At 36.3% G+C, this 26,263-nt stretch carries 23 protein-coding genes, 6 tRNA genes and 1 pseudogene (1 of these 30 cut by a window edge); 19 read left to right on the top strand and 11 right to left on the bottom strand.

Annotation, left to right across the window (positions count from 1 at the left end; genetic code table 11):
* The 6 genes from H7K77_RS17455 to H7K77_RS17430 all read left to right on the top strand — a co-directional run.
* Positions 1-5: transfer RNA gene (locus H7K77_RS17455), tRNA-Trp, on the top strand; it begins 66 nt to the left of the window's first position.
* An 11-nt stretch (positions 6-16) separates the two neighbouring features.
* Positions 17-92, top strand: a tRNA-His gene (locus tag H7K77_RS17450).
* A 9-nt stretch (positions 93-101) separates the two neighbouring features.
* Positions 102-176, top strand: a tRNA-Gln gene (locus H7K77_RS17445).
* Between the two features lie 4 nt (positions 177-180).
* Positions 181-255 (top strand) — tRNA-Gly (locus H7K77_RS17440).
* An 8-nt stretch (positions 256-263) separates the two neighbouring features.
* Positions 264-337: transfer RNA gene (locus H7K77_RS17435), tRNA-Cys, on the top strand.
* A 6-nt stretch (positions 338-343) separates the two neighbouring features.
* Positions 344-424, top strand: a tRNA-Leu gene (locus tag H7K77_RS17430).
* A gap of 404 nt (positions 425-828) precedes the next feature.
* Here H7K77_RS17430 and H7K77_RS17425 read toward each other — a convergent pair.
* A complete protein-coding gene (locus tag H7K77_RS17425) occupies positions 829-1,527 on the bottom strand; it encodes a YoaK family protein (RefSeq protein ID WP_186579701.1) in 699 nt (232 codons plus the stop codon).
* A gap of 492 nt (positions 1,528-2,019) precedes the next feature.
* The gene (locus tag H7K77_RS17420; RefSeq protein WP_186579699.1) at positions 2,020-2,502 is read right to left on the bottom strand and encodes a hypothetical protein; all 483 of its coding nucleotides are present in this window, start codon (positions 2,500-2,502) and stop codon (positions 2,020-2,022) included.
* Between the two features lie 117 nt (positions 2,503-2,619).
* Here H7K77_RS17420 and H7K77_RS17415 point away from each other — a divergent pair, with 117 nt between their 5' ends.
* From H7K77_RS17415 to H7K77_RS17410, 3 genes and pseudogenes are all read left to right on the top strand, one after another.
* On the top strand, positions 2,620-3,135 hold the full coding sequence (locus H7K77_RS17415; protein WP_186579697.1) for a hypothetical protein: 516 nt from the start codon (positions 2,620-2,622) through the stop codon (positions 3,133-3,135).
* Between the two features lie 103 nt (positions 3,136-3,238).
* Positions 3,239-3,430, top strand: a complete 192-nt coding sequence (locus H7K77_RS21075) for a hypothetical protein (RefSeq protein ID WP_222599431.1) — start codon at positions 3,239-3,241, stop codon at positions 3,428-3,430.
* A gap of 168 nt (positions 3,431-3,598) precedes the next feature.
* Positions 3,599-3,805 (top strand): annotated as a pseudogene (locus H7K77_RS17410) (ZinT/AdcA family metal-binding protein); the annotation flags it as partial.
* A 233-nt stretch (positions 3,806-4,038) separates the two neighbouring features.
* On the opposite strand, the gene H7K77_RS17405 reads toward H7K77_RS17410, so the two are convergent.
* Positions 4,039-5,202 carry an MFS transporter gene (locus H7K77_RS17405; protein WP_186579695.1) on the bottom strand — a complete coding sequence of 388 codons (1,164 nt, stop codon included), beginning with the start codon at positions 5,200-5,202 and terminating at the stop codon, positions 4,039-4,041.
* 280 nt (positions 5,203-5,482) lie between these two features.
* On the opposite strand from H7K77_RS17405, the gene H7K77_RS17400 reads away from it, so the two are divergent.
* Positions 5,483-5,803 carry a hypothetical protein gene (locus H7K77_RS17400; RefSeq protein WP_222599430.1) on the top strand — a complete coding sequence of 107 codons (321 nt, stop codon included), beginning with the start codon at positions 5,483-5,485 and terminating at the stop codon, positions 5,801-5,803.
* Between the two features lie 14 nt (positions 5,804-5,817).
* On the top strand, positions 5,818-6,630 hold the full coding sequence (locus H7K77_RS17395) for a hypothetical protein (protein ID WP_186579691.1): 813 nt from the start codon (positions 5,818-5,820) through the stop codon (positions 6,628-6,630).
* A 71-nt stretch (positions 6,631-6,701) separates the two neighbouring features.
* Here the strand turns inward: H7K77_RS17395 and H7K77_RS17390 are convergent, their stop codons facing one another.
* On the bottom strand, positions 6,702-7,955 hold the full coding sequence (locus H7K77_RS17390) for a DUF438 domain-containing protein (protein ID WP_186579689.1): 1,254 nt from the start codon (positions 7,953-7,955) through the stop codon (positions 6,702-6,704).
* Between the two features lie 273 nt (positions 7,956-8,228).
* On the opposite strand from H7K77_RS17390, the gene H7K77_RS17385 reads away from it, so the two are divergent.
* Positions 8,229-8,759: a hemerythrin domain-containing protein gene (locus H7K77_RS17385; protein ID WP_186579687.1), complete on the top strand. Its 531-nt coding sequence runs from the start codon at positions 8,229-8,231 to the stop codon at positions 8,757-8,759.
* 103 nt (positions 8,760-8,862) lie between these two features.
* Here the strand turns inward: H7K77_RS17385 and H7K77_RS17380 are convergent, their stop codons facing one another.
* The 3 genes from H7K77_RS17380 to H7K77_RS17370 form a co-directional block, all read right to left on the bottom strand.
* Positions 8,863-9,807, bottom strand: coding sequence for an FAD:protein FMN transferase (locus H7K77_RS17380; RefSeq protein ID WP_186579685.1), 945 nt, complete (start codon positions 9,805-9,807; stop codon positions 8,863-8,865).
* A 71-nt stretch (positions 9,808-9,878) separates the two neighbouring features.
* Positions 9,879-11,069, bottom strand: a complete 1,191-nt coding sequence (locus H7K77_RS17375; RefSeq protein ID WP_186579683.1) for an NAD(P)H-dependent oxidoreductase — start codon at positions 11,067-11,069, stop codon at positions 9,879-9,881.
* An 18-nt stretch (positions 11,070-11,087) separates the two neighbouring features.
* On the bottom strand, positions 11,088-11,696 hold the full coding sequence (locus H7K77_RS17370) for an NADPH-dependent FMN reductase (RefSeq protein ID WP_186579681.1): 609 nt from the start codon (positions 11,694-11,696) through the stop codon (positions 11,088-11,090).
* Positions 11,697-11,932: 236 nt separating this feature from the next.
* On the opposite strand from H7K77_RS17370, the gene H7K77_RS17365 reads away from it, so the two are divergent.
* Positions 11,933-12,268, top strand: coding sequence for a hypothetical protein (locus H7K77_RS17365; RefSeq protein WP_186579679.1), 336 nt, complete (start codon positions 11,933-11,935; stop codon positions 12,266-12,268).
* Positions 12,269-12,442: 174 nt separating this feature from the next.
* Here the strand turns inward: H7K77_RS17365 and H7K77_RS17360 are convergent, their stop codons facing one another.
* Both H7K77_RS17360 and H7K77_RS17355 read right to left on the bottom strand, forming a co-directional pair.
* Positions 12,443-12,883, bottom strand: coding sequence for a MarR family winged helix-turn-helix transcriptional regulator (locus tag H7K77_RS17360; protein ID WP_186579677.1), 441 nt, complete (start codon positions 12,881-12,883; stop codon positions 12,443-12,445).
* Positions 12,884-12,903: 20 nt separating this feature from the next.
* Positions 12,904-13,380, bottom strand: coding sequence for a glutathione peroxidase (locus H7K77_RS17355; RefSeq protein WP_186579675.1), 477 nt, complete (start codon positions 13,378-13,380; stop codon positions 12,904-12,906).
* A gap of 439 nt (positions 13,381-13,819) precedes the next feature.
* On the opposite strand from H7K77_RS17355, the gene H7K77_RS17350 reads away from it, so the two are divergent.
* Complete coding sequence (locus tag H7K77_RS17350; protein WP_186579673.1) at positions 13,820-17,836, top strand: 5'-nucleotidase C-terminal domain-containing protein; 4,017 nt, start codon at positions 13,820-13,822, stop codon at positions 17,834-17,836.
* A 248-nt stretch (positions 17,837-18,084) separates the two neighbouring features.
* On the top strand, positions 18,085-19,338 hold the full coding sequence (locus H7K77_RS17345) for an aminopeptidase P family protein (RefSeq protein WP_186579671.1): 1,254 nt from the start codon (positions 18,085-18,087) through the stop codon (positions 19,336-19,338).
* Between the two features lie 87 nt (positions 19,339-19,425).
* On the opposite strand, the gene H7K77_RS17340 is transcribed toward H7K77_RS17345, so the two are convergent.
* Positions 19,426-20,301: an NAD-dependent epimerase/dehydratase family protein gene (locus H7K77_RS17340; RefSeq protein WP_186579669.1), complete on the bottom strand. Its 876-nt coding sequence runs from the start codon at positions 20,299-20,301 to the stop codon at positions 19,426-19,428.
* 221 nt (positions 20,302-20,522) lie between these two features.
* On the opposite strand from H7K77_RS17340, the gene H7K77_RS17335 reads away from it, so the two are divergent.
* From H7K77_RS17335 to H7K77_RS17320, 4 genes are all read left to right on the top strand, one after another.
* On the top strand, positions 20,523-21,113 hold the full coding sequence (locus H7K77_RS17335) for a DsbA family oxidoreductase (RefSeq protein ID WP_186579709.1): 591 nt from the start codon (positions 20,523-20,525) through the stop codon (positions 21,111-21,113).
* A gap of 131 nt (positions 21,114-21,244) precedes the next feature.
* Positions 21,245-22,198, top strand: coding sequence for a UV DNA damage repair endonuclease UvsE (gene uvsE / locus H7K77_RS17330; RefSeq protein WP_186579667.1), 954 nt, complete (start codon positions 21,245-21,247; stop codon positions 22,196-22,198).
* A 236-nt stretch (positions 22,199-22,434) separates the two neighbouring features.
* Positions 22,435-23,394 (top strand): ABC transporter ATP-binding protein, encoded by a 960-nt coding sequence (locus H7K77_RS17325; RefSeq protein ID WP_186579665.1) that lies wholly within the window; start codon positions 22,435-22,437, stop codon positions 23,392-23,394.
* On the top strand, positions 23,387-24,904 hold the full coding sequence (locus H7K77_RS17320; protein WP_186579663.1) for an ABC transporter permease/substrate-binding protein: 1,518 nt from the start codon (positions 23,387-23,389) through the stop codon (positions 24,902-24,904). The genes H7K77_RS17325 and H7K77_RS17320 overlap by 8 nt, the downstream gene beginning before the upstream one ends.
* Before the next feature lie 83 nt (positions 24,905-24,987).
* Here H7K77_RS17320 and H7K77_RS17315 read toward each other — a convergent pair whose 3' ends face one another.
* On the bottom strand, positions 24,988-26,238 hold the full coding sequence (locus tag H7K77_RS17315) for an oligosaccharide MFS transporter (RefSeq protein WP_186579661.1): 1,251 nt from the start codon (positions 26,236-26,238) through the stop codon (positions 24,988-24,990).
* Between the last annotated feature and the right edge of the window lie 25 nt (positions 26,239-26,263).

Here is a 26,263-nt window from a genome sequence, read left to right as displayed (position 1 = left end):
CCCTGCTTTTATTATGGCGGTTGTGGCGAAGTGGTTAACGCACCGGATTGTGGTTCCGGCATTCGTGGGTTCGATTCCCATCAGCCGCCCCATTTTTTTATTGGGCTATAGCCAAGCGGTAAGGCAACGGTTTTTGGTACCGTCATGCGCTGGTTCGAATCCAGCTAGCCCAGCCATTTTGCGGAAGTAGTTCAGTGGTAGAACACCACCTTGCCAAGGTGGGGGTCGCGGGTTCGAATCCCGTCTTCCGCTCCAGATAATATGGCGGTATAGCCAAGTGGTAAGGCAGAGGTCTGCAAAACCTTTATCACCGGTTCAAATCCGGTTACCGCCTCCATATTATGCCGGTGTGGCGGAATTGGCAGACGCGCACGACTCAAAATCGTGTTCCTCTGGAGTGCCGGTTCGACCCCGGCCACCGGTATTATTAGATAAAGAAACCTTTATAGGCCAATACTTTGAGAAATTAAAGTATTGGCCTTTTTGTGCTTTATTAAGGTTTAAAGTCAGTGACTAACCATGTGGTTAATAAATACGTTTTTTTTAGTACCTATAATAATTAATCTTAATAAGAGATAGATTAATTGGCAGAGATTAAGATGATGCAAGATAGGATTGGGCAAACGGTTCAATAGTTGTATTTAGGACTTTCTGTTAGAAAACCGGACGATAGATTCTGCCAATTTAAATTATAGTAAGAGGTATTAATAAAGCGACCCATCTTTTGGTGATGAATCGCTGTTAGTTGATTTCTTAATTTTATTGAAGCTAAATAAGTTCTATTATCAATATTAGGGGGATTAGTATCCCATTTCAAAATCCCGCTCACTAAACCCGTGAACTAGACTTGTATAAAATTCCTACAATAAATAAAGGAATACAAACGAAAAATATAGCCTGGTTAGCATAAATCTGAACTAAAAAAGCTCCCAGCAAAACCCCTATAACAAAGAATGAAATAATGATGATAAACATGCATGATTGTATTGCCGCTTCTTTATCCTTTCTTGAAATAGCATAATAAATTGATTTGGTTACCGTTAGAAGATCTCCTGTTACCATCGTATTGCTATATACGGTGTTTGCGATTTTTCTAAAATAGGAATATTGAAGAGATGCAGCAAAAGATAGAATACTGGTAGTTAAGATATTGGAAACTGAAGAAGGGATAAAACCAATCACCCCAAACAATACAACTTCCATGAAAATAATGGTTCTTCCTGATATACCAGCTACCCGAAGCTCCTGCTTACATTTCAAGTTTTCTGTAACAGCAACGCCTAACATGAAGGCAATAATTGGTGGAATAAAATGAAAGGCTTGATCAATTTTCCCTTCAATTAGATTAATTCCAAAGAAAACAAAGTTACCAGTTTGGACATTGGCAAATACGCCATCTTTTGTCATAAAGGCATATGCATCCAAGAACCCTCCAACCATCGTTAACAATGTAGCAAAATAAATGGAATTGGAAGGTAAAATTGAGAGATTACGCAAATCTTTTCCTCTAAATAGTAATTTTTTCATCTTAACACCACTCCGCTTTGAGTAAATCTTGTTGGCTTACTTGATTATTACTATAAACTATTATGAGCGGGTAAGTAAGTGAGGTAATTCACAATTTTAAGTTAAAGAAGATTGATTTTACTTTTTGTTCACAATTGTTGTAATAGACAACCGATCGGTGTATAAGGTTAATTAGTATCTTTATTTGTTTATCAATTCGCTGAGTGAATCTTATATCCTATTTAAGCGCAAGTAATTTGCTAGTCTATGTGTAATATAAATCTCCTCTTATGCCTGATATCGGTTGCTTCTGTTGAATGGATAGCAATTTAATAGTACCAGAATTTTACCACTGTAAAATTCCCTTTTAAAGACATCGAGTAATAGATCTACCCTGTAATTGAGAGGAGCAGAGTGACAGTTCCTCTGCTTCTTTTTGGCCGGTATTAGTTGGGTGCACAAGAACTACACGCGCTTTCTTAATGCCGTTTGCTAAATGTATTATTATTTCTGTTATTCCTCATTTTCGTTATCTAACTTCCTAAAAATATATTCAAGAAATACAAATATAGTTATAAAACATAAAGCAATTAGTGTAGAACCAATTATTGTCGTTACTAATCTATTAAGATATATAGTAAATACATTCATATAAACACTAAAAATCACTAGGTAAATAAACCATTCTTTAAAATTAGTAGGGCCAATATCTGATAACTTTTTGATTTTTTTCTTTCTATCTATCACTATTAATAATTCACTTAGTACAAGCACGAGTATATTCAGAAATGTAAATTTCCCGAAAAATAAAATGTTTTGCCAAAAATTTGGGTAATAATGAAATTCAATAAATGAGAACATAGATAGAAAATATATAATACCAAATGAAATTAGAATCGGGAGGGATAAAAACATAAGAACTGCCAGTATCGCCAGGATAATTGCAACAGTCATACCAAAAAATTCTGCCTTCTTATCATTATTTTCATTCGACAAAGACAAAACCCCTTTCGTGCATATTTTTTGAATTTCCAAAAAATAATTTACATATTTTGTTATTTATTATAACATATTAATATATTGTAATTAATCAAAAAATAGGAAGTTATTAGAATGGGAAGTAAATTCTTTAAGTCTATTTCTTTAATAGTTGTTTTTACTCTAGTATTAAGTACGTTAGGGCCTATTCTTGTTAATAATAAGGTTTCTGCAGCGTCATTAACTTCATCCACAGAAGCTACAGACACCAATTATGACAACGACTTATTTGATATAGACAGTCCTACATTTGAACAAGACTTAATAGCTAGTAAATTAATCTATCAACAAGAATTCCTTAAACAAACAAAAGGGGAATATCAAACTCAGGGAGTAGTAGGAATCGGTTTAAAGGGAATAAAAGCATTTGGTAAGATTGTTAAGAATGGTGGACATATGTTATCTTGGGTTCTAAAACCATTTTCTAAAAAATATGCAGATGCTGTAAAACGAAATAGTAAAAAAATCGGTAATGCATTCGCAAAACCTGAAAAGGCTTCAAAAAGCTATATCCAAAATCGCCTCATTTCGTTTGGGGTTCCTAAAGATGACGCTAAGATGATTACAAAAATTGTTTTTTGGCTTATATAATCGTGTAGAGGCTTTAATAAAACGTAATTTTATCGTTGTTATATAAGTAGGAGAGAGGATATTTAAAAAGAAAATCATAGGAGTTCTAGCTCTTTTAACACTAATGTTTGCGATGGTTGCTTACGAGAATGGGGTAACAGATAGCTGTAAAATTAACAACGATTCACAAAGTTACAATGAGAAATTAAAGATATGTACTACTGTTTATCCACTTCAGTATTTTGCAGAACAAATTGCGGGAGAGGAGGCTTCTGGTGAGTTCATTTCACCAGCTGGCAGACCCACATATCTATGAACCAATATCAGAAGAAAGAGATTGCTGATGCAGATGCTTTTATCTATAATAGTGTAGGTTTAGAACCTTATACAAAACAAATTTCAGAAGCAATTGAATCGGAAGGTAAAAGATAGTAGAAGGATCAAAAGGAATTGATTTAATCGGCGACGGAAGGACTCCCTATGTTATATTCAATTTAGTGATCACAGCATTTACCCGACTAAAGCAGGTCATTATCATTCGTAATGGGGCGATGATCGTGAAGCATTACTAAATGAAGTGACAAACTGGCCTACCTGCTATCCGTTAGAATTGACTAGGAAAGAAGAGTCGACGAAATGCAGTGCATTAATAAAAGTAAGTCATTGCGTTGTTAAATTAGTAGTTTGTTAGAAAATAGAAGTACACTATAGACAGTCTACCTACAGTTCGAAGCACTCTAAAACAGGGTCCTATCCCGAACTTCAGAAAAAAGGACTAACCCTCACAAACTTTGTTAAACTATGTTTGTGAGGGTTTACTCGTTAGGAATTTAGTGAAAAGGCTCCACTATTTCATGCGTATATCTATCTGATAATTCATTACAGGAAGGATTCACTGTCATAGGGTTAACCAAGCCATACAAGTTATGCGCTAGCTCCAGAAGCAGAAGTTGCTTTTAATTGAATCCTAGAGTATCCAATAATGGTTAAAACCACCATGCCAACTAGAAACGCGACAAAGTAAGGGGACACGACATCACGAACAACCCCGGTAACAAACGAACTCATAATCATCCCTATGGAATATACGGCAGACATCACTCCGAACGCTCTTCCGTGGCCTTCATTAGAAACAGCATCCGTGATAGCAGTTGCCATTGCAGGCATCATGATTCCGAAAAAGAATCCTAATAGGAATATCGGGACCGGAAGAAAAAGCAAATCGGAGACTAATGTAAATAGACTCACACACATTCCGAATAACCCAAAGATCAGGCGCTTCATTGGATCGAAGCGATTTAGGAAAAATAATAATAGGGAGAAAAATGTTCCCATGCCAAACAAGCTAAATAAAATTCCTGTAATTGCAGTGGAAAGCCCCTGTTCTACTGCAAGATAAGGTACCTCGTAGATTATGACTCCATGAATATACATGAGAGCAAAAGCGGTTAGGAAAACCATTCGTAACGGAACAATTTGTAGAATTCGATAAAGACTTAATGGCTTTGCATGATGGTTTACTACGACAATAGATTCATTTTCTCTTAAAAAGTATGTAGTGTAGACCCCAACTAATAGTAAAGCTGTTCCAATTATATAATACGTGTTTTCATACCCAATCGCTGATCCTACTAGCCCTCCAACAAGTGGTGCAATGATACTTGCTATTGTGCCTAAGATGCCATTAATAGCCATATTCTTCCCTTGCTGCTGACTGTTTTGGGCATAGCCTGACAACAAGGCAAGGGCTGCTGGAATTAGGAAGGCCAATGAAAATCCATTTAATGAACGAACAACTAGTAAGCTAGCAGAGTCTGATACTAATCCATGCGCAATAAATAATGCTCCTGATAAGAATATGGGGAGCGTAATAAATACCTTTTTTCCAAATCGATCTACTAATGGACCAGCAATTAAATTTCCTGTTAAATTCATAAAAGAAGATAGACTCATCATAATCCCAATCAGAACACTCGATGCTCCTAGCTTTGCGGCATATGGTGCAAAAATAGGTGATTGAATGCTCATAATTAGACTGATACAGAACATGACGATAAAGATGTGTGTCTTTTCTAATGGTTGTCTCATTTTTTTCACCTCGATAAAATGTATGCATAAGGTGAAAAATGATGAACAGTTTGTCTAGGTTAAATTTCCACCATTATAAAAGTAAACATGAATTTATTAAATTTAAAAGGATTAAACCTGTGGTGCAGTACAGGAGGGTATAACTAATTTCGGAAATGCAATAGATGATGGTATATCTAATATCGGAAAGAAATTTAGTTCTATCGGAAGTTGGTTTAATTGAAGGAAGTAAATATTATAGAAAACTATGAGGGAATGTTAATATATGACACAAGAATCGATGGAAATTGTTCAGGGGCTTGTTGCATACGTACTTGGAATTCCAATAGTTATGAGTATGTTAATTTTTTTACTCGGTAATTTAATGGTTGACCATTTTAAATTAGGAATTTTTGATAAACCATATAATCCACTGACTAGGGTAATAACATATATATCTTTATGTTTTTTTGGATGGGGTCTCTATTTAGATAAAAAACTAAGTAAATATAACTGGTTTTTAAAAAAATTACTTATGCTTGTGGCAAATTTTATAGCGTTTTGGGTTTGTATTATTATTTATTACATCATTAAATATTTTCTACATGTAATTTTTTTATAGATATAGGAGGAAAAATGGAATATGTGATGACTTGTACGAATGAAGAACTAGCCTTATTAGTAACGTTGAATGGTTATCCTAATGTGGCCAAAGGGATTGCTGAAGCGTCAATAGGGGAAAGATCAAGCAGAGAATGGAATGCAATTATGGAAGTGACCATACATCAATTAATTTTAAAAGGCATGTGGGACAATAATAAAGAGAAAAATGGAGATGTACCAATTCCTGACGAATTAAAAAACTTTATTGAAAGTTATGTAAACTCGAAGTGGATGTTCCGTTGTTCTAATACTCAAAATAAAAGCTTATTAAATATCCATCATATTGATGGGGAAACTTGGCTTTCTCATATTGTTGAACGGGATATCATTCATGAATTTTCTTATATAACTATTAAAGAAATCCCTGAAATTGTTAGAGAATACTATGCATTCGATATTCCAGAACATGCGAATGACTTTACATTCCATTTATCAGATAAAGCATTTGATTTATTAAATGAGAAAAGAAATGTGAAAAAGGTACATAAGATTAGTAATTTTCCAGAAGATGAAGAAAAATCATTTCTAGAATTTGTAGAGGATTTAAAATCTAATGAATGGATACTTTCTAATATATCTTATTTTCATATTCCAGATTATAACAATGATCCATTACTACAAAATATCGTTTTCTTTTTACCATCCTCTACAGGAATATGGGTAGTCGAATATCTACAGAATACATTGGAACAACCAGTAAGAATTAGCTTAAAATCTTCTGATGATTGGTTAGAAATTGTGTCAGGCATCGAAGAGGTTGCACACTTAAATAACAGTGTTAGTTAAAGGGGACAGACCTTCTGTATCAATGAATGTTGAAGGTGAAGGTCAAGCCCCTCGATCACTTAGTTAATGGGTTATATCCCATTTTCTTTTGTCCGTACACTTAACTCTCTTTTTACTTCGCGTGGTAAGTCCAGAAATGGCTGAATATCTTGAACGTATTCCAGAATTCCAAGGTACTCTCCCTTTTCATCAAAAACACCTTTATAGGTAACGTGAATGTATTGATCTTTTTTCTTAAACCACATCGTTTCCGATGATTTTTTCTGTGCCTTTAAGTCTTGGATGACTCGCATCACTTTCTTCAAACTCTTAGGTGGGTGACAATTCGCTACATTTCGTCCAATTGAAGTTGGAGTACGGATAAACATCATTTCGGATGATTCTACTACTTCATTGAAGTATTTAAAAATACCATTTTTGTCAACGAACGTGATTTCCAGTGGTAAGTTATTCAGAATGTGGTCGGCTTCTTTGGTCGTTAAGTAACCACCACCAAAACGTAAATGCTCCTCACTGGCTGTGTTAGGTCTATCCTTTGCGTCATCAGTTGATAATGCACTTGCAGGCATCCAATCCACTTCCGGTTCCTCTATCGCGTAGCCAAATGCTTTACTTTCCTTTGCAATGGCTATCCAGTCTTCTTCCTTAAAAATAGCTTGAGCCATAGGCAGTAGAAAGTATTCTTCTTGAAATATCATGTTGTTACATGCAGCTTCTAAATCATCATACGCTTGTTTAACAAATTGAAAATCTATTTCAGGAATTTTCTCCATCAGCCTTTTGCCACCCTTATATAGGTTGCGTATACGATCATCTTCCGCCCACATTGTACGGGAAAGGGAGTAGATACCATAGCGTTCTAAAATTGGAAAGAAGAGCTTTTCTTTACGATTATAATGACTATACAATTGCCCTAATTGTTCCATTTCTTCTTTTAATGAACCCGTCGAATGCTGTGGATCATTTTCAATGGCTTTCATAAGGCCATTTAATTGGGTGAATAGACCTTTAAACATCTGGTTTTCTTTTGTAAAAATATGAATAGGGTGCCCTTGATGCTGTGAATTCCGAACAGGGATATTTAGTATGGAGCGACCATATAGGGATTGATACATGTCAAAGAATTTCCTGATTTCAATGTTTGTAAAGCTTTTGTCACGATTAGTTAATTCTTGCAAATTCAGTATAATGGTCAAATGGTTTACGTGCTGAATGTGCTGATCAAAGTCAGCTTGGAGGCTTTGTTCTACTTCCCCATTTTGTATTCGAAGTAATATATCTTTAATCATATTGATTAGTTTGATATCTAAGCGTGCTTCAATCATTTTTTCACCTCATTGTGATTTTGTATAGTAAAAACCGAATTTAATTAGGAAAGTTGGTAACTGTAAGATAAATACTATGGACTAATTGCGTATTTAACGAAGCGCTATTGTTTTACGTCTCACTTACATTACAACCTATTATACTAATATTAACTGGTTAATCATGTGATTGCCGTCACAAATCAATCAACTGCTTTTGTGTACAATTTCCATAAGAGAATATGTTCTTGCTAATTTTGGATAAACAATACTAATGAGATGGTGGTTATAGTTATGGAGGTTGCAAATGTGGTGTTAAGTAAACCACTTCAACAATTGAAGGACGAGCATGTGGAGCTCATGATGGACATGAATTTATTCTATGATATAGCGGAAGAAATAGATTTCGGCTCTGGAAATGATGTCGTTCAACTATTCATGGAATTATACGAAAAAGTATTAATTTTTGTGGATAAACTGGAGATACACGCTAACAGAGAGGAAAACGTGTTATTTCCTATGATGTCTCAGGTTCTTGGAATGAATGATAAGACAATTGAACAAATGGAATATGAACACGAAAAAGCAGAAAGACATCTACAAGATTTTCTGACGGAAGCTGCTCAGGTCGACTCTAGTCTTGATGAACATGATGCTCAATCCATTTCAGTACATGCTGTCCAAGCTTATGCTACCTTAACACAACATTTCGCGAAGGAAGAGAAAGTGCTGTTTCCACTAGCTGAAAAAATACTATCGGAGGCTGAGAAGAAGAAGCTTGAACAATTGCTACAAACTATAAATACAGCATTTGATAAGCTCTAGTCCTTTTTGGATGAGGTCTTGTGGCAGAATAAAGGAAGCAACTAATAGATATTGAAACAAGGTTATAAATAGATCAATTGTGAATCTCTTTTGGGACTAGGGACTATACTGTCCCTAATTCCATTAAATTCTCTTTAAGAGATTCCGTATAAGAAAGCTTGCCATCCCTTGTAACGACAATTCCCTCAATATCATCTAATTGATTTATCGTCTCGATTATTTGGTCAGGGGACTTTCCAAATAATCGACTCGTCCATATTTCACCATCAACTGAGTTTTTGGATACAACGGTTAAACTAGCAGCTTCTGATTCAATTGGATAGCCAGTAGTAGGGTCTAAAATATGATGGTAGGTTTGATTGTTCCTTGTAAAATTTCTTTCATAAATTCCTGAAGTAACAACGGACTGATTGAATGCCTTTAAAATGGCGATATAATTTCCTCGTGGCTCGAAAGGGTGTTGAATACCTATTCGCCAGCTACTATCCTTATGTTTAGGAGCATTTCCGTAGGTCATGACATTTCCACCCAAATTAATTAAAGCAGACGAAACGTTCATTGATTTTAAATCCTCGATTAAAAGATCGGCAATAAATCCTTTGGCGATCGCACCTAAATCAATAAACATACCAGTGTATTTTAGATAAACAGTCTGAAGTTTGTCATCTAGCAAGATATCATTCGCATTCGTGACTTTAAGTAAGGATTGAATTTTACGTTCTGAGGGAATATTGGCATCTTCAAACCCGATACGCCAAGCTTGAACGAGAGGGCCAATTGTTATATTAAAAAAACTGTTGGCAGCAGTGCTATGTTTTTTTCCTAGCTTTATTAATTCGTATAAACTTGTATCCACTTTTACTGGCTTAATACCTGCATGGGTGTTAACTTCCATTAGCTCTGAATCAGGATCATGAGCACTAAAACGTTTCTCATATTCTTTCAATCTTAGTATTAATTCTTCTAAAACAAAGGCGGCATAGTCATGTTCAACCGATAAATAGATTATCGTGCCCATCATTTGTATTTCACGATTTTGGACTGGCATATTTTCACCCTTTCCTTAATCTAATGGCTAAATCTGAAACACAAAGAGGCCCAGAAGACCTCTTAGTATTTCTAATTGTCTTTTACCGTTGCTCCTGAAACGGAATCGACTTTAGAAGTTGCGCCGGAGACTGCATCGACTCCACCACCAGTTAACTGTTGGCCAGTTTGTTCTAAATACCAATCGATAATTGGTTTAATATCACGTACATATTCGTTGATTCCTAAGTAATTCCCATCATCATCACGAACAGCTTGATAGCTATGTACTACAAACTTATCAGGTCCATGTGTTGGTACATGGGTTCTTACAACGTCTTCTTTACCAGTCCGTAATTGCTGAATGACCCATGCAACACTGCTATAAGCTCGTTCAGGGTGACATTCTGCTAATGGATTACCCACTTGTTCTGGTCTACGGGCGGCTAACATATCCTCTGCTTCATACTTATAGTTATAGTACAAGAATTGGTTATTGCTATCGGCAAATGTTAATTCTGCTGGCATCGAATCTAAAAAGTAATTGATTTGGTCAACGGTTAAAATACCACGATTTAATTTAACGTAAGTATTACCGTCCGCGGCATTTGTCTTTTCAGCAGCTTGCTCCACCCAGTCATCGTCTAACATGTTGATATCCTTTATCGTGGTATCAATGGATCCGGTCGCATATAAATCCTCAGTACTGGATAGGTCCTTCATCCCTTCAGGAGAATGCATGACATTGACAACATTGATAAAACGGATAAATTTCTTAATACAAGTTTCAAGAAACTGGGTCGTTTCCTTATCCTTTAGATTTCTTTCTTGATCGAATGCTTTATGCACTTCACCTAATAGAAACTCATTCCCCGGCATAACTACAGCGTTTACCCCCGGAGCATCTAATATTTGTCGTAAATGTAATTGGGAGCGAGACGACCCTTGGACATCGTAAGAGGCCCCTACAATCATGACTGGCTTTCCATCGAGTGGATGAATTTTAAATGATAGCCATTCTAAAACACTTTGTAAGGCAGATGGGATAGAGTGATTATATTCGGGTGTGGCAATAATGACACCATCTGCTGCAAGAATTTTTTTATTTAAATTTTGAATAACATCACTATTGGTCTGATCATTAGATTGATTAAACATAGGAACATCCGCAATGTCTAACACTTCTACATCAATTAGTTTATCAAACTTTTTAGCGATGAAATTTAAAAGTAGACGATTATATGAAAAATCAGCGTTTGATCCAACTATTCCAACGATTTTCATTTTAAATACCTCCTTGTATTAATGGTCTTCCCATGAGAATTGTTGTGCTTGTTTCTTATGAGTGCTTTTCGCGTTAACTAATTGATTTGTTATATCAACGAATTGTATAAAGTCATCAAAAATCCCCTCAAGCTCTTCTATCTTACTTTTATCCTTTAGATCACCGTTTTCTTCAAAGGCTTGTAAGGAAAAACCTAATAAGAACTCGGAACTTGGCATAATCCGTGCTTTTAATTCAGGTGCATCAAGCATTTGCCGTAAGTGGGCTTGTGAACGGGACGAACCTAGTCTTCCGTAAGAAGCCCCAGTGATCATGACGGCTTTATCGATAAGTGGCTGAGTCGTATAGGACAACCATTCCAGCGTACTTTTTAATGCTGCTGGTACGGAATGGTTATATTCAGGTGTACTGATGATGACGCCATCTGCTTCCTCAATTTTGTCTGAAAGCTTTTGTACCTCAACAGGTGCCTCCCTATCTTTCGGTTTATTAAAACCAGGCAAGTCCTTTATCTCACAAACTTCAATATTAGCTTTACCCGAAAAATGTTTTTGAATAAATTGTAGCAACTGACGGTTAGTAGAATTGTCTGAGTTTGTGCCTACTATACCTATAAGGTTCTTCATTTTATTGCTCCTTTCAAATATAATTGTATATGGTTACTACTTCTAGCTTTTCCTATATTTACCTATGTAAAACGCAAAATTTAATATTAAATATTATTAACCTTGATAATATATTTCAAAAAGAAGTATAGGTGCGGCAGTTAAAGATGGAATGTCTAGTATTGGAAAAGGGTTTGTAGGTTGTTGTTTAATTAAAAATCTAGAAATCAGGATTGACTAGAGGGAATGTTGATTATATGACATATGAAACTATAGAAATTATCCGTGGATTAATTGTTTACTATTTTGGAATACAAATAGGGATGAGTATATTAATTGTGTTACTAGGTAATATAATGGTCGACCATTTTAAATTAGGGATTTTTGATAAACCATATAATCCAATTACAAGGTTCTTAACATATTTAACCTTATTCTTTTTTGGATGGGGTCTCTATTTAGATGAAAAATTAAGTAAACATAACTGGTTTTTAAAAAAATTACTTATGCTTGTGGCAAATTTTATAGCGTTTTGGGTTTGTATTATTATTTATTACATCATTAAATATTTTCTACATGCCATTTTTTTATAGGAACAAGGGGGAAACAAACGAGGAATATGTGAAAGCGAAGGTGTCACTAATGGTCAAAGATATCAGTGTCTATGCTTGCTAATCCTTAAAGTGTCATCCCCATCCTATGGCTAGTTGATCTGAGGGTTGGGGATTGCACTTTAGGAAGTTGTTAACCTATGTGTTCCTACAAAACTATCTTCTATTTCGATTCACCAATTTATCACGAAGAATATTTAGTTGACTCATTATTTGCTCATATTCGGCTAATTCGATATTGCATGAATTTACTTCAGTTGCGATAGATTGATTGATGGCATCTTTTCCTTCAAAAGCTTTTGGCAGTAAGAAAACGCAAACTTTCCGTTCATCTATAGTGTTACGCTCCTTTTTAACCCATCCATTTGCTTCCATTCTTTTGATCATGGGTGTTAATGTTCCAGTACCCAGATTTAATCGCTCGCCTAACTCTTTGACCGTAAGTCCGTCTTTTTCCCAAAGTGCCAATAAAACTAAGTATTGGGGATACGTAATACCAAAGGGATGAAGCACTTTTGCATATAGTTTAGTAAATTGACTACTAGCCTCATAAATGGCAAAACAAAGTTGATTATCTAGTGTTAAAAAATCCTTCAAAGAACTCATCCCCTTTGAATTTATAGTTGTTTCATAATATCTTTTTCTATTTTACTTGGTTTTGTTGTTGGTGCATAACGTTCCACTACGTTTCCATCTCGATCAATTAAAAATTTTGTGAAGTTCCATTTTATCTCTTTTGATAGGACGCCACCTTTTTCTGACTTTAAATAACTAAATAAGGGATCTTCATTTTTCCCATTTACATCAATCTTGCCAAACATAGGAAAGGTTACACCATAATTTAATTGACAGAACTCTGTCGTTTCCTCTATATTATCAAATTCCTGGTTGTTAAATTGACCGCATGGGAATCCCAAAATCATAAGATCATCATCCTTATGTTTATCATAGATTTCCTGGAGTTCCTTAAACTGATCTTTTAACCCACATTTACTAGCAGTATTCACAATTAGTAGCGGCTTGCCTTCAAAATCCTTAAGAGATTGCTCAGATCCATTTGGCTTTTTAACGGTAAAGTCATAAACAGTTGTCATCATGATTCCTCCTAGTTTCATTTAAATCGCTTACGATTTAATCATAAACGATTTAATAATGGTATGCAATTATTGACCCCCAAGGAGGCGAGAACTTTATTTCAAAGGACAGTTCATTTAGAAAAAACATGTATTTTTTCTCCTAAATTTAACAGAATGTAAAAAGTTTGTAAAAAAATGTATTATTTTACAATATTTAAAGAAATGCAATAGAAAGAATAGTATGATAATAGAGTGAATTTTATTCCAAAAGATATAAAATTTAACAAACTTAAAATAAGTGATGGGGGTGAAGGAGCATTAATTCACAATCCTCGTTTTGGGGACTAAGTAACGTAGAAGCCGTTATTTAAAAACAGTATTTGCTTGTTTATATCAAGGTGAATTACCAAACTAAAGAGACCAAAGAAACCTAGAAAATTCTAGAGGAGGAATTTTTTTGAAATTATTCAAGAAAAAATGGTTTATTCTTACAGCTATATTCTCATTACTAGTAGGATATATAACACCAGTTTCACAAGTTGTAAATGCAGCAGAAGAAGGTTACATATCAGTTGAGCAAGCAATCAACAATAATACTGGCACCGCTGTAGTAAAGGGGTATATTGTTGGTACTACTGAGTCAAAAACAAGCTTTACACATAATGCACCATTTGAGACAAGTACAAACCTTGCGATTGCAGATAGTGCAAGTGAAACAGATCCGTCTAAACTACTTCCAGTTCAACTACCGAAAGGATCGGTAAGAGACGCCCTAAACTTACAGGACAATCCAGATTTACTAGGAAAAGAAGTTTACCTCAAAGGTAGTCTAGAAGCTTACTTTACAATCCCAGGCCTTAAAAATGTTTCGGAATATAGTTTTGATGGCCCCATCCCAGATAATGAGCCAATCGAAGGGATAGAAGGGCTAAAAATTAACGAAATTCAAGGTGCTACCCACGAATCTCCGTATGATGGACAGAATGTAAAAAATGTGGGAGGTATTGTTACGTTTGTAGAAGATGCTAATAACTTTTACATGCAAGACCCAAGTCCTGATAACAACCCAAATACATCTGAAGGTATTCTCGTTTATAAAAATAACCACGGTGTAAACGTTGGCGATCAAGTTAGTGTAAGCGGACTAGTTAAAGAGTGGGTTATCGCAGGGTATGATGATAAGTTAGAAACAGATTTAGCTACTACAGAAATTAATGCAGATTCTAGTTCCGTTGAAGTGATTGCTAGCGGACAACCTGTTCCTGCTCCCCTTGTTATCGGCGAAGACATCACCCCACCAACTCAAATAGTGGATAATGACCAATTTGGAACATTTGATCCAGAAGAAGATGGCATCGACTTCTTTGAAAGTATCGAAGGAATGCATGTTGCGGTCAATGATCCAATTGCAGTTGGACCACAGAAATATGGTGAAGTTCCTGTCATTGCAGAAAGAGTACAAGGAAAGACATACACTACACCTGGTGGAGTTCCACTACAAGCAGATAATGCAAACCCAGAAAGATTACACCTATTATTTAATGACTATGATTTTGTTGCAAAAATAGGTGATCGGTTTGACGGAACAATTAATGGTGTCGTCACATACACTTATCAAAATTTTAAAATTTTAACGGACGTTGACGCACTTCCTCAACTTATCGAAAGCGAATATAACCAAGAAGTAACAGATATAGTAAAAGAAAACGATGAGTTAACGATTGCTACCTACAATATGGAAAACTATCATGCTGGTGAAACAGAAAAGACAGAAAAGATCTCTGAATCTATCGTTACTAGCTTACACTCTCCCGATATTCTTGGGTTAGTGGAAGTACAAGATAATGATGGACCTACTGATAGCGGTACAGTAGATGCTTCTCAAAGCTATGAAGCTCTTATTCAAGCAATTGAAGCTAATGGTGGTCCTACTTATCAATGGACAGACATTGCTCCAGAAAATAAAGCCGATGGTGGACAGCCTGGCGGAAACATCCGTGTAGGATTCCTGTACAACCCTGAACGAGTTACCCTGGCTGAGGGGGATAAAGGTAGTGCAACAGAAGCAGTTGGTTATGAAAATGGATCTTTAACTTTGAACCCTGGAAGAATTGACCCAACTAATGGTGCATTTGATAGTAGTCGTAAACCACTTGCAGCTCAGTTTGAGTTTAATGGTGAGGATGTTATTGTCATCAACAATCATTTCAACTCTAAAGGTGGAGATCAACCAATCTTTGGGAAAAATCAACCACCAGTTCTTGGAAGTGAAGCTCAACGTTTGGATATTGCTAATGTTGTGAATGGATTTATCCAAGACGTACAAAATGAAAATCCGCAAGCAAATGTAGTGGTAATGGGAGATTTGAATGACTTTGAATTTTCAAAACCCCTTCAAACATTAAAAGGTGATATCCTTACTAGTTTAATTGAAACGGTACCTAATGCTGAAAGATTTACTTATAACTATCAAGGTAATTCTCAAGTGTTGGACCACGTGTTAGTAACGAATAATCTAGCTGCAGAAGCTGAAGTGGATATTGTTCATATTAATTCAGCCTTTATGGAAGAGCATGGCCGTGCAAGTGACCATGATCCTGTATTAGCCCAACTTGATTTAACTACTGAAACGGATAACTTTGATTTAACGGTTCTTCATACAAATGATGTACACGGATCTTTAGACGATATGCCTAAGACAGTAACGGCAGTAAAAGAGGAAAGAACAAAAGATCCGGAAGCACTTCTGCTGCATGCAGGGGATGAATTTACTGGAACATTATATTTTAATGAATTCCAAGGTGCAGCTGATCTATCTATGATGAATTTAATGGATTTTGATGCAATGACATTTGGTAACCATGAATTTGATTTAGGTTCTTCGGGTGAAGGACATAAGAAGTTAGTAGATTTTATCGAAGGTGCGGAGTTCCCATTTGTTAGTGCAAACGTTGATTTTTCAAAAGATCAGCAATTCGCTGGGGTATTTAATGACTTAATTAAAGCGAATGCTGAAGATGGACAAATTTACAATGGGATCATTAAAGAAGTAAAAGGTGAAAAAGTAGGTATCTTCGGTTTAACCACGGAAGAAACAGTCGATATCTCTAGCCCAGGTTCAATTGCTTTTGAAAACTATCTTCAAGAAGCTGAAAAGGCTGTTGAAGCTTTCGAAGCACAAGGTGTTAATAAGATTATTGCTTTAACACATATCGGATATGATGATAATGCAGCAGTCGATAATGATTTAACTCTTGCCAAGCAAGTAGAAGGTATAGATATTATCGTTGGTGGACATAGCCATACAGCGTTAGCAGAACCTACAGTAGTGGCAGAAGACGAAACGCCAACCGTTATCGTGCAAACGGGTAGTGGTAATAGCAACTTGGGTGTACTAGATGTAGAATTCGATAATAATGGCATAGTTCTAACGCAAACTGGTAAATTAATTGAGATCGGCGATCAGGAAGCAGATCCAGAAGCAATAAAGGTCCTTGCTCCATATAAGGAGAAAGTAGATCAAGTGGCGCAAGAAGAAATTGGGGTAGAACTTGAAGAAGAATTGAAAAATCCACGTACAAATGGAGATGATGCGAACCCAAGTGTACGTAAAAATGAAACGATTCTAGGTAACTTGATCACAGATGGAATGCTTGAGAAAGCAAGAGCCTTCACTGGTGAAAATGTTGTGATGGCATTCCAAAATGGTGGAGGTATCCGAGCGGCAATTGATGCTGGCCCAATTACAGTTGGTGAGGTAATTACTGTTCTTCCATTTGGTAATACTTTAGCAACAATGGATTTAACTGGTGCTGAGTTAAAACAAGCTTTTGAAACAAGCTTCAGTAAATATCCGGGAGAAAATGGTGGGTTCCTACACGTGGCTGGTGGTAGGGTGAAATTTGATTCAACGAAACCAGTAGGGGAACGTGTTATATCGATCGAATATCTAGATCAAGATGGTAAATACGTTGAAGTTCAAGACGAAGAAATGTACACAATTGCAACAAATGCATTCACAGCGAAAGGTGGAGACGGCTATGATGTCTTCGCAAAAGCATATGAAGAAGGGCGTGTAACAGACTTAGGTCTATCAGATTGGGAAAATTTTAGAGAATACCTAGTAAGCTTAGATTCTATTCCAACAGAAGTGGAAGGCAGAATTTTAGATATAAGTGAAAATAATGAGGAAGATCCAGGAGAAACTCCAGAAACCCCAGGAGACAATTCAGGGGAAACTCCAGAAAACCCGGGAGATAATTCAGGAGAAGGATCAGGAACTCCAGGAAACTCGGGAAATAATACCGGAGAAAGCTCAGATGGAAAAACTGAAAATAACTCTGGTAATTCGGAGCATGAACTTCCAACTACAGCTACAAACACCTTTAACATGATGATTATAGGATTGATGTTACTTCTAGCTGGTGGGATTTTTTACTTGGTTAAGAGAAAGAACTATTTTAAAGTAAAATAAGGTTCATTAAAAAGTTAAACAAGAGATCTCATAACTAGAGGTCTCTTGTTTTATTACTCTTAAATAAAATTAAGTAAGAGAATAGCTATCTATTGTTATAGTGTAAATCAATTTTCCCACTTTAAATTATGTCTAGGTGGATCATTATTCGAACAAACAAATCAGTAATTTAACATAATCTATTTTATTTGGTCTGATTCAAAAAAGTGATATAGTTTATATAGAATCATAGAAAGTGGGGAAAATTAATGGATACATCTTTCTTCAAGAACAATCGCAAGCGGTTTTTAGATACGTTAGAAGACAAGTCACTTGCTCTATTTTTTGCAGGTGAAGCACCACAGTCTTCTGCAGATCAGCTTCATCCTTTTGTACCGAATCGAAACTTTTATTATTTAACTGGGATTGATGAGCCTAAGATCATTTTAGTTTTTACGAAATACAATGGGAAGGTGACAGAGCATCTGTTTGTCGAGAAGCCTGATCCAGTTATGGCGAAATGGATTGGCGAAAGCATGTCCAAAGAACAAGCGACATCTGCTTCTGGTATTGAAACAATTCACTATCTCGATGAATTAACATCCTTTATCCAAATGCAACTTCTCAATAGGTCTTATCAACATGTGTATTTTGATTTGGAAAAAAGAGCATGGGATGCGCCAGAGAGACCTGCTGCGAGCTTTGCAAGGGAACTTACAAAGCGCTTTCCGTCGCTTCAGATACATAATGCTTATCACACCATCTGTGATTTACGACTTATCAAAACACAAGAAGAGGTGGATGAAATAAAAGAGGCAGGTCGCATTACATCTGAAGGAATTAAGCATCTGATGCGTCATGCAAAACCTGGAATGAAGGAATATGAGTTGGAAGCTTATTTCGATTTTGTGCTGAAATCAAATGGTGTTAAACATCATGCTTTCCATACGATTACAGCTAGTGGGAAAAATGCAACGGTGCTACATTATGAAGATAATGATGATGTTGTTAATGATGGAGAGCTTGTCCTTCTTGATCTTGGGGCACAATGGAATTATTATAGTGGTGATATTTCCTTTACTTTTCCTGTAAATGGTAAGTTTACAGAGCGTCAAAAAACAATATACAATATTGTACTTAGTGCGCTTCATAAAGTTAGCGACATGGTTAAACCAGGCGTTCCATACAGACAACTACAAGAAGAAACTCGTAAATTCCTTGCAGATGAATGTATCAAGATTGGCTTAATTGAGGAAGCAGAAGAAATTTCAAAGTATTACTTCCATGGCGTAAGTCACTCACTCGGGCTTGATACGCATGACGTGGGTGCAATATGGGACAGAGACTTAGAACATGGTATGGTTATTACGATTGAGCCTGGCCTTTATATTCCGGAAGAAGGTATTGGTGTTCGGATTGAAGATGATGTGTTAGTAACAGAATCGGGTAATGAGAATTTAACACCAGACCTTCCACGCACCGTTGAGGAAATCGAAGCCTTTTTAGCGGAAAATAAGAAATAAAACAGAATGTCTATAATTGCTAGACGGTCATCCCCTTTTTTAAAAGGCTTATGATCGTCTAACTTTTTGATTTTAAATTAAAGCAAGTTATACTTTCTTTTCTAATTTCCGAATAAGGTCGGGTAACCAGTCCATTAGATTAGAGAAGGAATAGCCAAGCTTAGTTGCCTTAGATGCGCTCATTGTCCAAGGTTCTTCTACATTATAAGGGGAGTAGGAAGGCTCACTTGTATAATTTACTTTTTGATTAGTGGCATCTTCTATTAAATCCATTAGGTCCTGTAATGTAATTGATCCAATGGAGCAAGCATTGATTGGTCCGGTAAAGTCAGCTGTTCCCATCCAGGCTAGAAAGTGTCCAGCCTCTTGTTCGGAAATAAAATTTAATTCAGCGGATTGAGGATTTGTTAGAAAAATATCTTCGTTATATTTTACTTTTTTAATATAGGTTAATAATCTTTCCGTATAATCCTTCTCCCCTAGTACAATTGGAATCCGAACTGCCGTTACAGGGAATGGAGCTTGTTGGAATAGGACGGCCTCTGTTTGCTGCTTTCCCTCCTCATAGGAAAGGTCCTCACGGCTAGCATAAACAATCCTTTTCCGATAGGGATTATAATCTTCTTCTACCAAAGGTTCTGTTTTCGTCTCCACGTACACGGATTGAGAGGAAGTAACTATATAGCGATCCGTTTTTCCTTCAAAAGCTTTGATGGCAATCCGTGCATCCTCAGAAGAATAACAAATTTGATCAAAAACGATGTCCCACTGTGTATTTTCAAAACAGTTTATTAGGCTTTGCTCGACGGAACGATCGCAAATGACACGTTTCACTGAATCCCCTAATGAGTCTTTTGTTAGCCCTCTTGTTGCTACAGTTACCTCGAACCCCTTGTCTAGTAAGGATTGTACCAAAAAAGTTCCGAAAAACTTAGTACCACCTAATACTAAAGCTTTTTTCATAACTTACACTCTCCTTAAAATATCTATTTTAATAAAAGATACTATTAATAATTCTATATGGGCATTGTATTTTCCTTGATATAATGGCTGAAAATAGTTGATTAAGTCTTCCTAAGGGTAAAAATCAATTCTATTTAATATACTAAAATGGATATAAACTTATTGGAGGGATAGTAATGCATATCGAAATGTGGACTGACTTTGCTTGACCGTTTTGCTATATTGGCAAAAAGCGTCTGGAGGACGCTATTCAGAAGATTGACTACCCAATTGAGGTAACATATAGATGCTTCGAGTTGGATCCAACGATGGAACGAGATGTCAACGTAAAAATGGATGAGGCTCTAGCTAAAAAATATGGCATGAGCATAGAGCAAGCGAAAGAAAATAATCAACGCATGGTTCAAATGGCGAAGGAAACAGGCTTGGATTATAATCTAGACACGCTTATCTTAACCAATACTTTCGACGCTCATCGCCTGACTATGTTAGCTAAAAAACATGGTTTGATGATAGAAATGACAGAAAGAATACTATATGCTTATTTCACGGAATCGAAGCATATTGGTGATCATCAAACATTAACAGAGCTTGCAGTAGAAGTTGGATTGGAACGAGAAGAAGTAGAGAAAATGCTAGCTAGTGATGAAATGGCGGAAGAAGTACGTGCTGATCAACAGCAAGCTATTCAGTACGGTATTACTGGTGTTCCATTCTTCCTCATTAATAAGAAATACGCGCTAAATGGCGCACAACCAACAGATGTTTTTATACAAGCGTTGGAAAAAGTTATAGCAGAGGAACAATCATAAAAGATTCTTATTTTGTTATGTAGTGTCAGGAGCCGAAGTGGTACCTGGCACTACTTTTTTCTTTGTTGAATGAATAGGCCCTCTTTCACAAACACTATTTTCATTAGGAAAAGGTAGGTGGGAGTCAAACTATGATACTCAGATTCGGTTACGTCTCAACGGCACTTTCTTTGTGGGAAGCTTCGCCATCGAGAACATTGACATACACGAATTGGAAAAAATTAGATCAGGATAGTAGAAAGGAAAAGCTGTACCAACTCACAGAACAAAATTTAAAAAGTACCATTCGTATCCTTCATTACAATATTGCACATGGCATTGATGTATATCGAATGTCCTCATCGATTGTCCCACTTGCTACACATCCAGAGGTGGCGTGGGAGTTTGTTACACCTTTTAACAAACTGTTCAAAGAGATTGGAGCTTTAGTTCAAGGACATAAGTTGCGTGTTAGCTTTCATCCAAATCAATTTACGCTGTTCACTAGTCCACAGGAACATGTCACAGCAAATGCTATAACAGACATGACTTATCATTATCAAATGTTGGAAGCAATGGGATTACATAAGGATGCTTCTATGAACATTCATGTTGGAGGGGCTTATGGGAATAAGGAAGAGGCACTAAATAGATTTAATCAGAACTTTATCAAGCTTGATGAACAGATTCGTGGTCAAACTACGTTAGAGAATGATGATAAAACGTACACAGCAGAAGAAACTCTTCAAGTTTGTGAGAAGCATGGTGTTCCTTGTGTGTTCGATTATCACCATCATTGGGCAAATCCTGGTGATGAGAATTTTGAGGAATTACTGCCTAGAATTTTTGCTACATGGGAAGGGACTGGGAGGCTACCGAAGTTTCACTTGTCCTCTCCAAAGTCAGAGAAATTAAAGCGGGCACACGCTGATTATGTTGCGTTTGATTTTGCGTTTCCATTTATAAAGGCATTGAAAGATTACGGGCAGTCTGCTGATATCATGATAGAAGCAAAAGCGAAGGATAAAGCTGCGTTAGCGCTTGTAGAAGAATTAGGCAAGCAAAGAGGGTATAAACGGATTAATGGAGGAGCGATAGAAATCTAAAGCCAAATCTCCATTATTTTCGTTAATTATAGTGTTTATGATTTTATAATTTTTTAAATTATTCGTACATGATTATTAATTACCGTTTTTCACACACTTGGAGAACGGCATATTTGTGTTAATTCGACAAAAAACGGGTGGTGACAGGCACCCTATTATGTTTCTTTATGTACTATTTGAGGTATGGTATAGGGGAATGGGTTAACGATAAATTCCCAGAGGCAAAGGAGATTATGATGATTACATTCGAGAATGTGACGAAAATATTTGCAGATGGCACGACTGCTGTTGATTCTATTAGTTTTAATGTGGAAAAGGGTGAATTCTTTGTTTTGATCGGACCAAGTGGTTGCGGAAAGACTACTACATTGAAAATGATGAATCGTTTAATTCCACTTTCAAATGGTACTATTTCTATTGATGATAAAAGAATAAGTGAGTATAACATTCATGAGCTAAGGTGGAATATTGGGTATGTATTACAGCAGATTGCGCTTTTTCCTCATATGACAATTGAGGAAAATATAGCCATTGTCCCTGAAATGAAGCGGTGGAACAAAGATAAGATAAGTGATCGAGTTACTGAGCTATTGGATATGGTTGGGTTAGACCCTTCCATCTACCGTGATCGTACACCTAGTGAACTTTCAGGCGGAGAACAGCAACGAATAGGGGTTGTTAGGGCATTAGCAGCAGATCCGGACATTATCCTAATGGACGAGCCCTTTAGTGCGTTAGATCCGATTAGCCGTGAGAAATTACAGGATGACATTATATCCTTACAGAAGCGAATAAACAAAACAATCGTGTTTGTTACACACGATATGCAGGAAGCAATGAAGTTGGCTGATAGAATTTGTTTGATGCGAAACGGAGAAGTTGTTCAGTTAGGTGCACCTGACGAGCTTATTAACGCACCAAAAAATGATTTTGTTCAGGAATTTGTAGGATCATCCAAGAAACTTGGTTCAGATTTCGATTTGAAGCAATACACGGAGTCATTGCTGGATGGGGATCCAGTACCTATAGCTGCAATCGATATATCAGCGACATTAGAAGAAGTGCTAGAAATGTTGTCAAAAGAAGATGAAATAAGTGTGTTTGCTGACGGCAAAATTTATGGCAAGGTAAACCGTCAGATGATTATCCACTATTTTTCGCAGAATATTGCAAAAGGTGGGGTAAAAAGTGTCTAATATATATCAAGCTTTTCAAAGTAGGCAAGATCAATTGTTTCAATCACTGTTTGAACATATTCAAATTTCATTTATCGCTTTGTTATTAGCTGTGATTATCTCTATTCCTCTTGGTATCTTTTTAACGAAGAAAGAGAGAATAGCAGAAGGTATAATTGGAATGTCTGCTGTATTCCAAACGATTCCTTCCTTAGCACTTCTAGGTTTGTTTATTCCTTTATTTGGAATTGGGAAGGTCCCAGCTATTATTGCTTTGGTTATTTACGCGTTACTTCCTATTCTACGTAATACATATACAGGGATAAAAGAGGTGGATTCCTCTCTAATTGAAGCTTCAACGGCGATGGGGATGAATACCAAGCAAAGACTTATAAAAATAGAGATACCGTTAGCGATGCCGGTGATTATGGCTGGTATCAGAACAGCTATGGTGCTTATTGTTGGAACTGCCACACTTGCCTCCCTAATAGGCGCAGGTGGGTTAGGTGATATTATATTACTCGGAATTGACCGAAATAATACGGCATTAATTGTGTTGGGTGCAATACCGGCGGCACTTCTAGCTATTATCTTTGATGTATTATTAAGGAAAATGGAAAAGCTTAGTTACAAACAATCTATTATTACTATTTTTGTTATTGGGCTAATTTCTGTCATGTTAATCGTAGTTCCAAACATGATGAAGGGTGATGATGAAACACTTGTTATTGGTGGAAAGCTGGGAACAGAACCAGAGATTTTAATAAATATGTACAAAATTTTAATCGAAGAAGAGACTGACATACAGGTTGAGTTAGAACCATCACTTGGAAAAACTTCCTTTCTATTTAATGCGCTGCAGTCTGGTGATATTGATATATATCCTGAATTTACAGGAACGGCAATTTCTCAATTTTTAAAGGAAACAGCTTCTAGTAACAACAAACAAGAAGTTTACCAAATGGCTCATGATGGATTAATAGAGAAATTTGATTTAAAAATGTTGAAGCCTATGAAATATAATAATACGTATGCCTTGGCAGTACCGAATAGCTTCGCGGAAGAATATAATCTAGAAAATATTTCTGATTTACAAGCAGTGGAAGATCAAGTGAAAGCTGGTTTTACTTTGGAATTTACTGATCGAGAGGACGGTTATTTAGGAATTCAAGAGCATTATAACTTAACGTTCCCTAACCTGATAACAATGGAACCTCAATTACGGTATGCGGCCATTGAACAAGGAGATGTTAATTTAATTGATGCTTACTCTACTGATAGTGAGTTAAGAAGGTATAATTTGAAAGTGTTACATGATAATAAGGAACTATTCCCTCCGTATCAAGGAGCACCCTTACTAAAGGTAAAAACACTAGAGAAATACCCTGAGCTAGAGGAGATTTTAAATCAGTTAGCAGGAAAGATCACAGATGATCAAATGAGACAGATGAATTATGAAGTAGCTGTAGAGGAAAAAACAGCATACAGTGTGGCAAAAGAGTATCTAAAAGAAAATAATATACTAAAGTAGAGCCAAAACAAAAAGGGTCTGCCGAGGCAGACCCTTTAACAACAAATCATTCGACAAATATCGGGTGGTGACAGGCACCTTCATTACGCTGTTTTTTGAGCTAGGTCTGTTACGTAGTGTTTTTCGCTTCGCATGATTAGTGCGCCAACTAGTACGAAGGCGACAATAATAAAGGATAGTATCACATACGAATTTTGGAATCCTACTGCACCATATAGAAAACCCATTACGGATGAGAAGATCGTGATACCAACTTGCTTTGCAAAGTTAAATCCAAGCATGTATACAGTTGCGGAAAGACGAACATCAAACACACCTGTAATATATTTCATAATCGCAACTAGCATTAGAGGCATTTCGATTGCTGCTAGTAATCTCCAGAATGCGAGCATCCAGATTTCTGTTAAAAAGGCAGATCCTAGAACACGAATAAACAGAACGATACCGGCTATGATTAAACCATTCTTAGCACCAATTTTGTTAATGAACCACGGTGCTAATACCATAAAACCAGCTTCTAAAAATACTTGGACAGAGGCTATACGACTAAACACTAGCTCTCCTCTAGAAGTATCATTGAAAAAGCTAGCAAAGTAATTAGGGAATTGTTGGTCAAAAACATCAAACATGGTCGCAATACCAATCATAATCAGACAGAATCCCCAGAAGCTTCTGTTTCTAAATACTTTAAAAATATTCTCTTTTGTAACAGGAGATTCTTCCTCAGTCTTGCCAGAAGTGCTTGGTTCGTCGACATATTCTTTTTTAACACGAAGCGCCCATAAGAGCACCCCAAGAATAATTGCGGAAACTGTACAAGCCCAGAATATACTATAAGGATTACGAACGAACATAATTCCGCCAACAAATGCAGCAGTACCACCGGCTAGTGAACCGAATAATCGAACGTGACCATATTCATAATTGCTAGCACGTGTAGAGCGTTCCATGTATGCTTCCACAACTCCAACACCACCGTTTAAACAAAGGCTTAGGAATGCGCCACCAACCACGGCACCAAAGATTGCGTTCATTTTAAGCAATGGTATAAAAGCAAACTGGACAAATGGGCCAATAAATAATAGACATAATACAACAAAACCAAATAGGTATTTTTTCAATCCTAGTTTATCTTGTACTATACCATATATTGGTTCTAAAATAAGTGCTGTAACAGCCATCGCAGAAAAGACTAGCCCGGAAACACTTGTATCTAAATTTGCAGTTTTATCTAACCAAAATGGCAAAAAGGCAAATATTAATGCCCAAATCATAAAGTAAAAGTAATAGATTCCTCCAAAGTTCCAAAACTTAAGTTGTTTTAAATTATTCAAAATAGATTTCCCCTAACATTTTAAA

The organism is Aquibacillus kalidii (assembly GCF_014280935.1).
Lineage (GTDB): Bacteria > Bacillota > Bacilli > Bacillales > Amphibacillaceae > Aquibacillus_D > Aquibacillus_D kalidii.
This window is presented reverse-complemented; position numbering and strand designations above follow the sequence as displayed.

Bases quoted from the DNA above. Each gene is read 5' to 3' on its own strand.
- H7K77_RS17385 (WP_186579687.1), top strand. From the start codon at position 8,229: ATGGAGGTTGCAAATGTGGTGTTAAGTAAACCACTTCAACAATTGAAG.
- H7K77_RS17340 (WP_186579669.1), bottom strand. From the start codon at position 20,301: ATGAAAAAAGCTTTAGTATTAGGTGGTACTAAGTTTTTCGGAACTTTT.
- H7K77_RS17415 (WP_186579697.1), top strand. From the start codon at position 2,620: ATGGGAAGTAAATTCTTTAAGTCTATTTCTTTAATAGTTGTTTTTACT.
- H7K77_RS17400 (WP_222599430.1), top strand. From the start codon at position 5,483: ATGGAAATTGTTCAGGGGCTTGTTGCATACGTACTTGGAATTCCAATA.
- H7K77_RS17345 (WP_186579671.1), top strand. From the start codon at position 18,085: ATGGATACATCTTTCTTCAAGAACAATCGCAAGCGGTTTTTAGATACG.
- uvsE (WP_186579667.1), top strand. From the start codon at position 21,245: ATGATACTCAGATTCGGTTACGTCTCAACGGCACTTTCTTTGTGGGAA.
- H7K77_RS17355 (WP_186579675.1), bottom strand. From the start codon at position 13,380: ATGACAACTGTTTATGACTTTACCGTTAAAAAGCCAAATGGATCTGAG.
- H7K77_RS17395 (WP_186579691.1), top strand. From the start codon at position 5,818: ATGGAATATGTGATGACTTGTACGAATGAAGAACTAGCCTTATTAGTA.
- H7K77_RS17370 (WP_186579681.1), bottom strand. From the start codon at position 11,696: ATGAAGAACCTTATAGGTATAGTAGGCACAAACTCAGACAATTCTACT.
- H7K77_RS17365 (WP_186579679.1), top strand. From the start codon at position 11,933: ATGACATATGAAACTATAGAAATTATCCGTGGATTAATTGTTTACTAT.
- H7K77_RS17375 (WP_186579683.1), bottom strand. From the start codon at position 11,069: ATGAAAATCGTTGGAATAGTTGGATCAAACGCTGATTTTTCATATAAT.
- H7K77_RS17325 (WP_186579665.1), top strand. From the start codon at position 22,435: ATGATTACATTCGAGAATGTGACGAAAATATTTGCAGATGGCACGACT.
- H7K77_RS21075 (WP_222599431.1), top strand. From the start codon at position 3,239: ATGTTTGCGATGGTTGCTTACGAGAATGGGGTAACAGATAGCTGTAAA.
- H7K77_RS17380 (WP_186579685.1), bottom strand. From the start codon at position 9,807: ATGCCAGTCCAAAATCGTGAAATACAAATGATGGGCACGATAATCTAT.
- H7K77_RS17425 (WP_186579701.1), bottom strand. From the start codon at position 1,527: ATGAAAAAATTACTATTTAGAGGAAAAGATTTGCGTAATCTCTCAATT.
- H7K77_RS17390 (WP_186579689.1), bottom strand. From the start codon at position 7,955: ATGATTGAAGCACGCTTAGATATCAAACTAATCAATATGATTAAAGAT.
- H7K77_RS17405 (WP_186579695.1), bottom strand. From the start codon at position 5,202: ATGAGACAACCATTAGAAAAGACACACATCTTTATCGTCATGTTCTGT.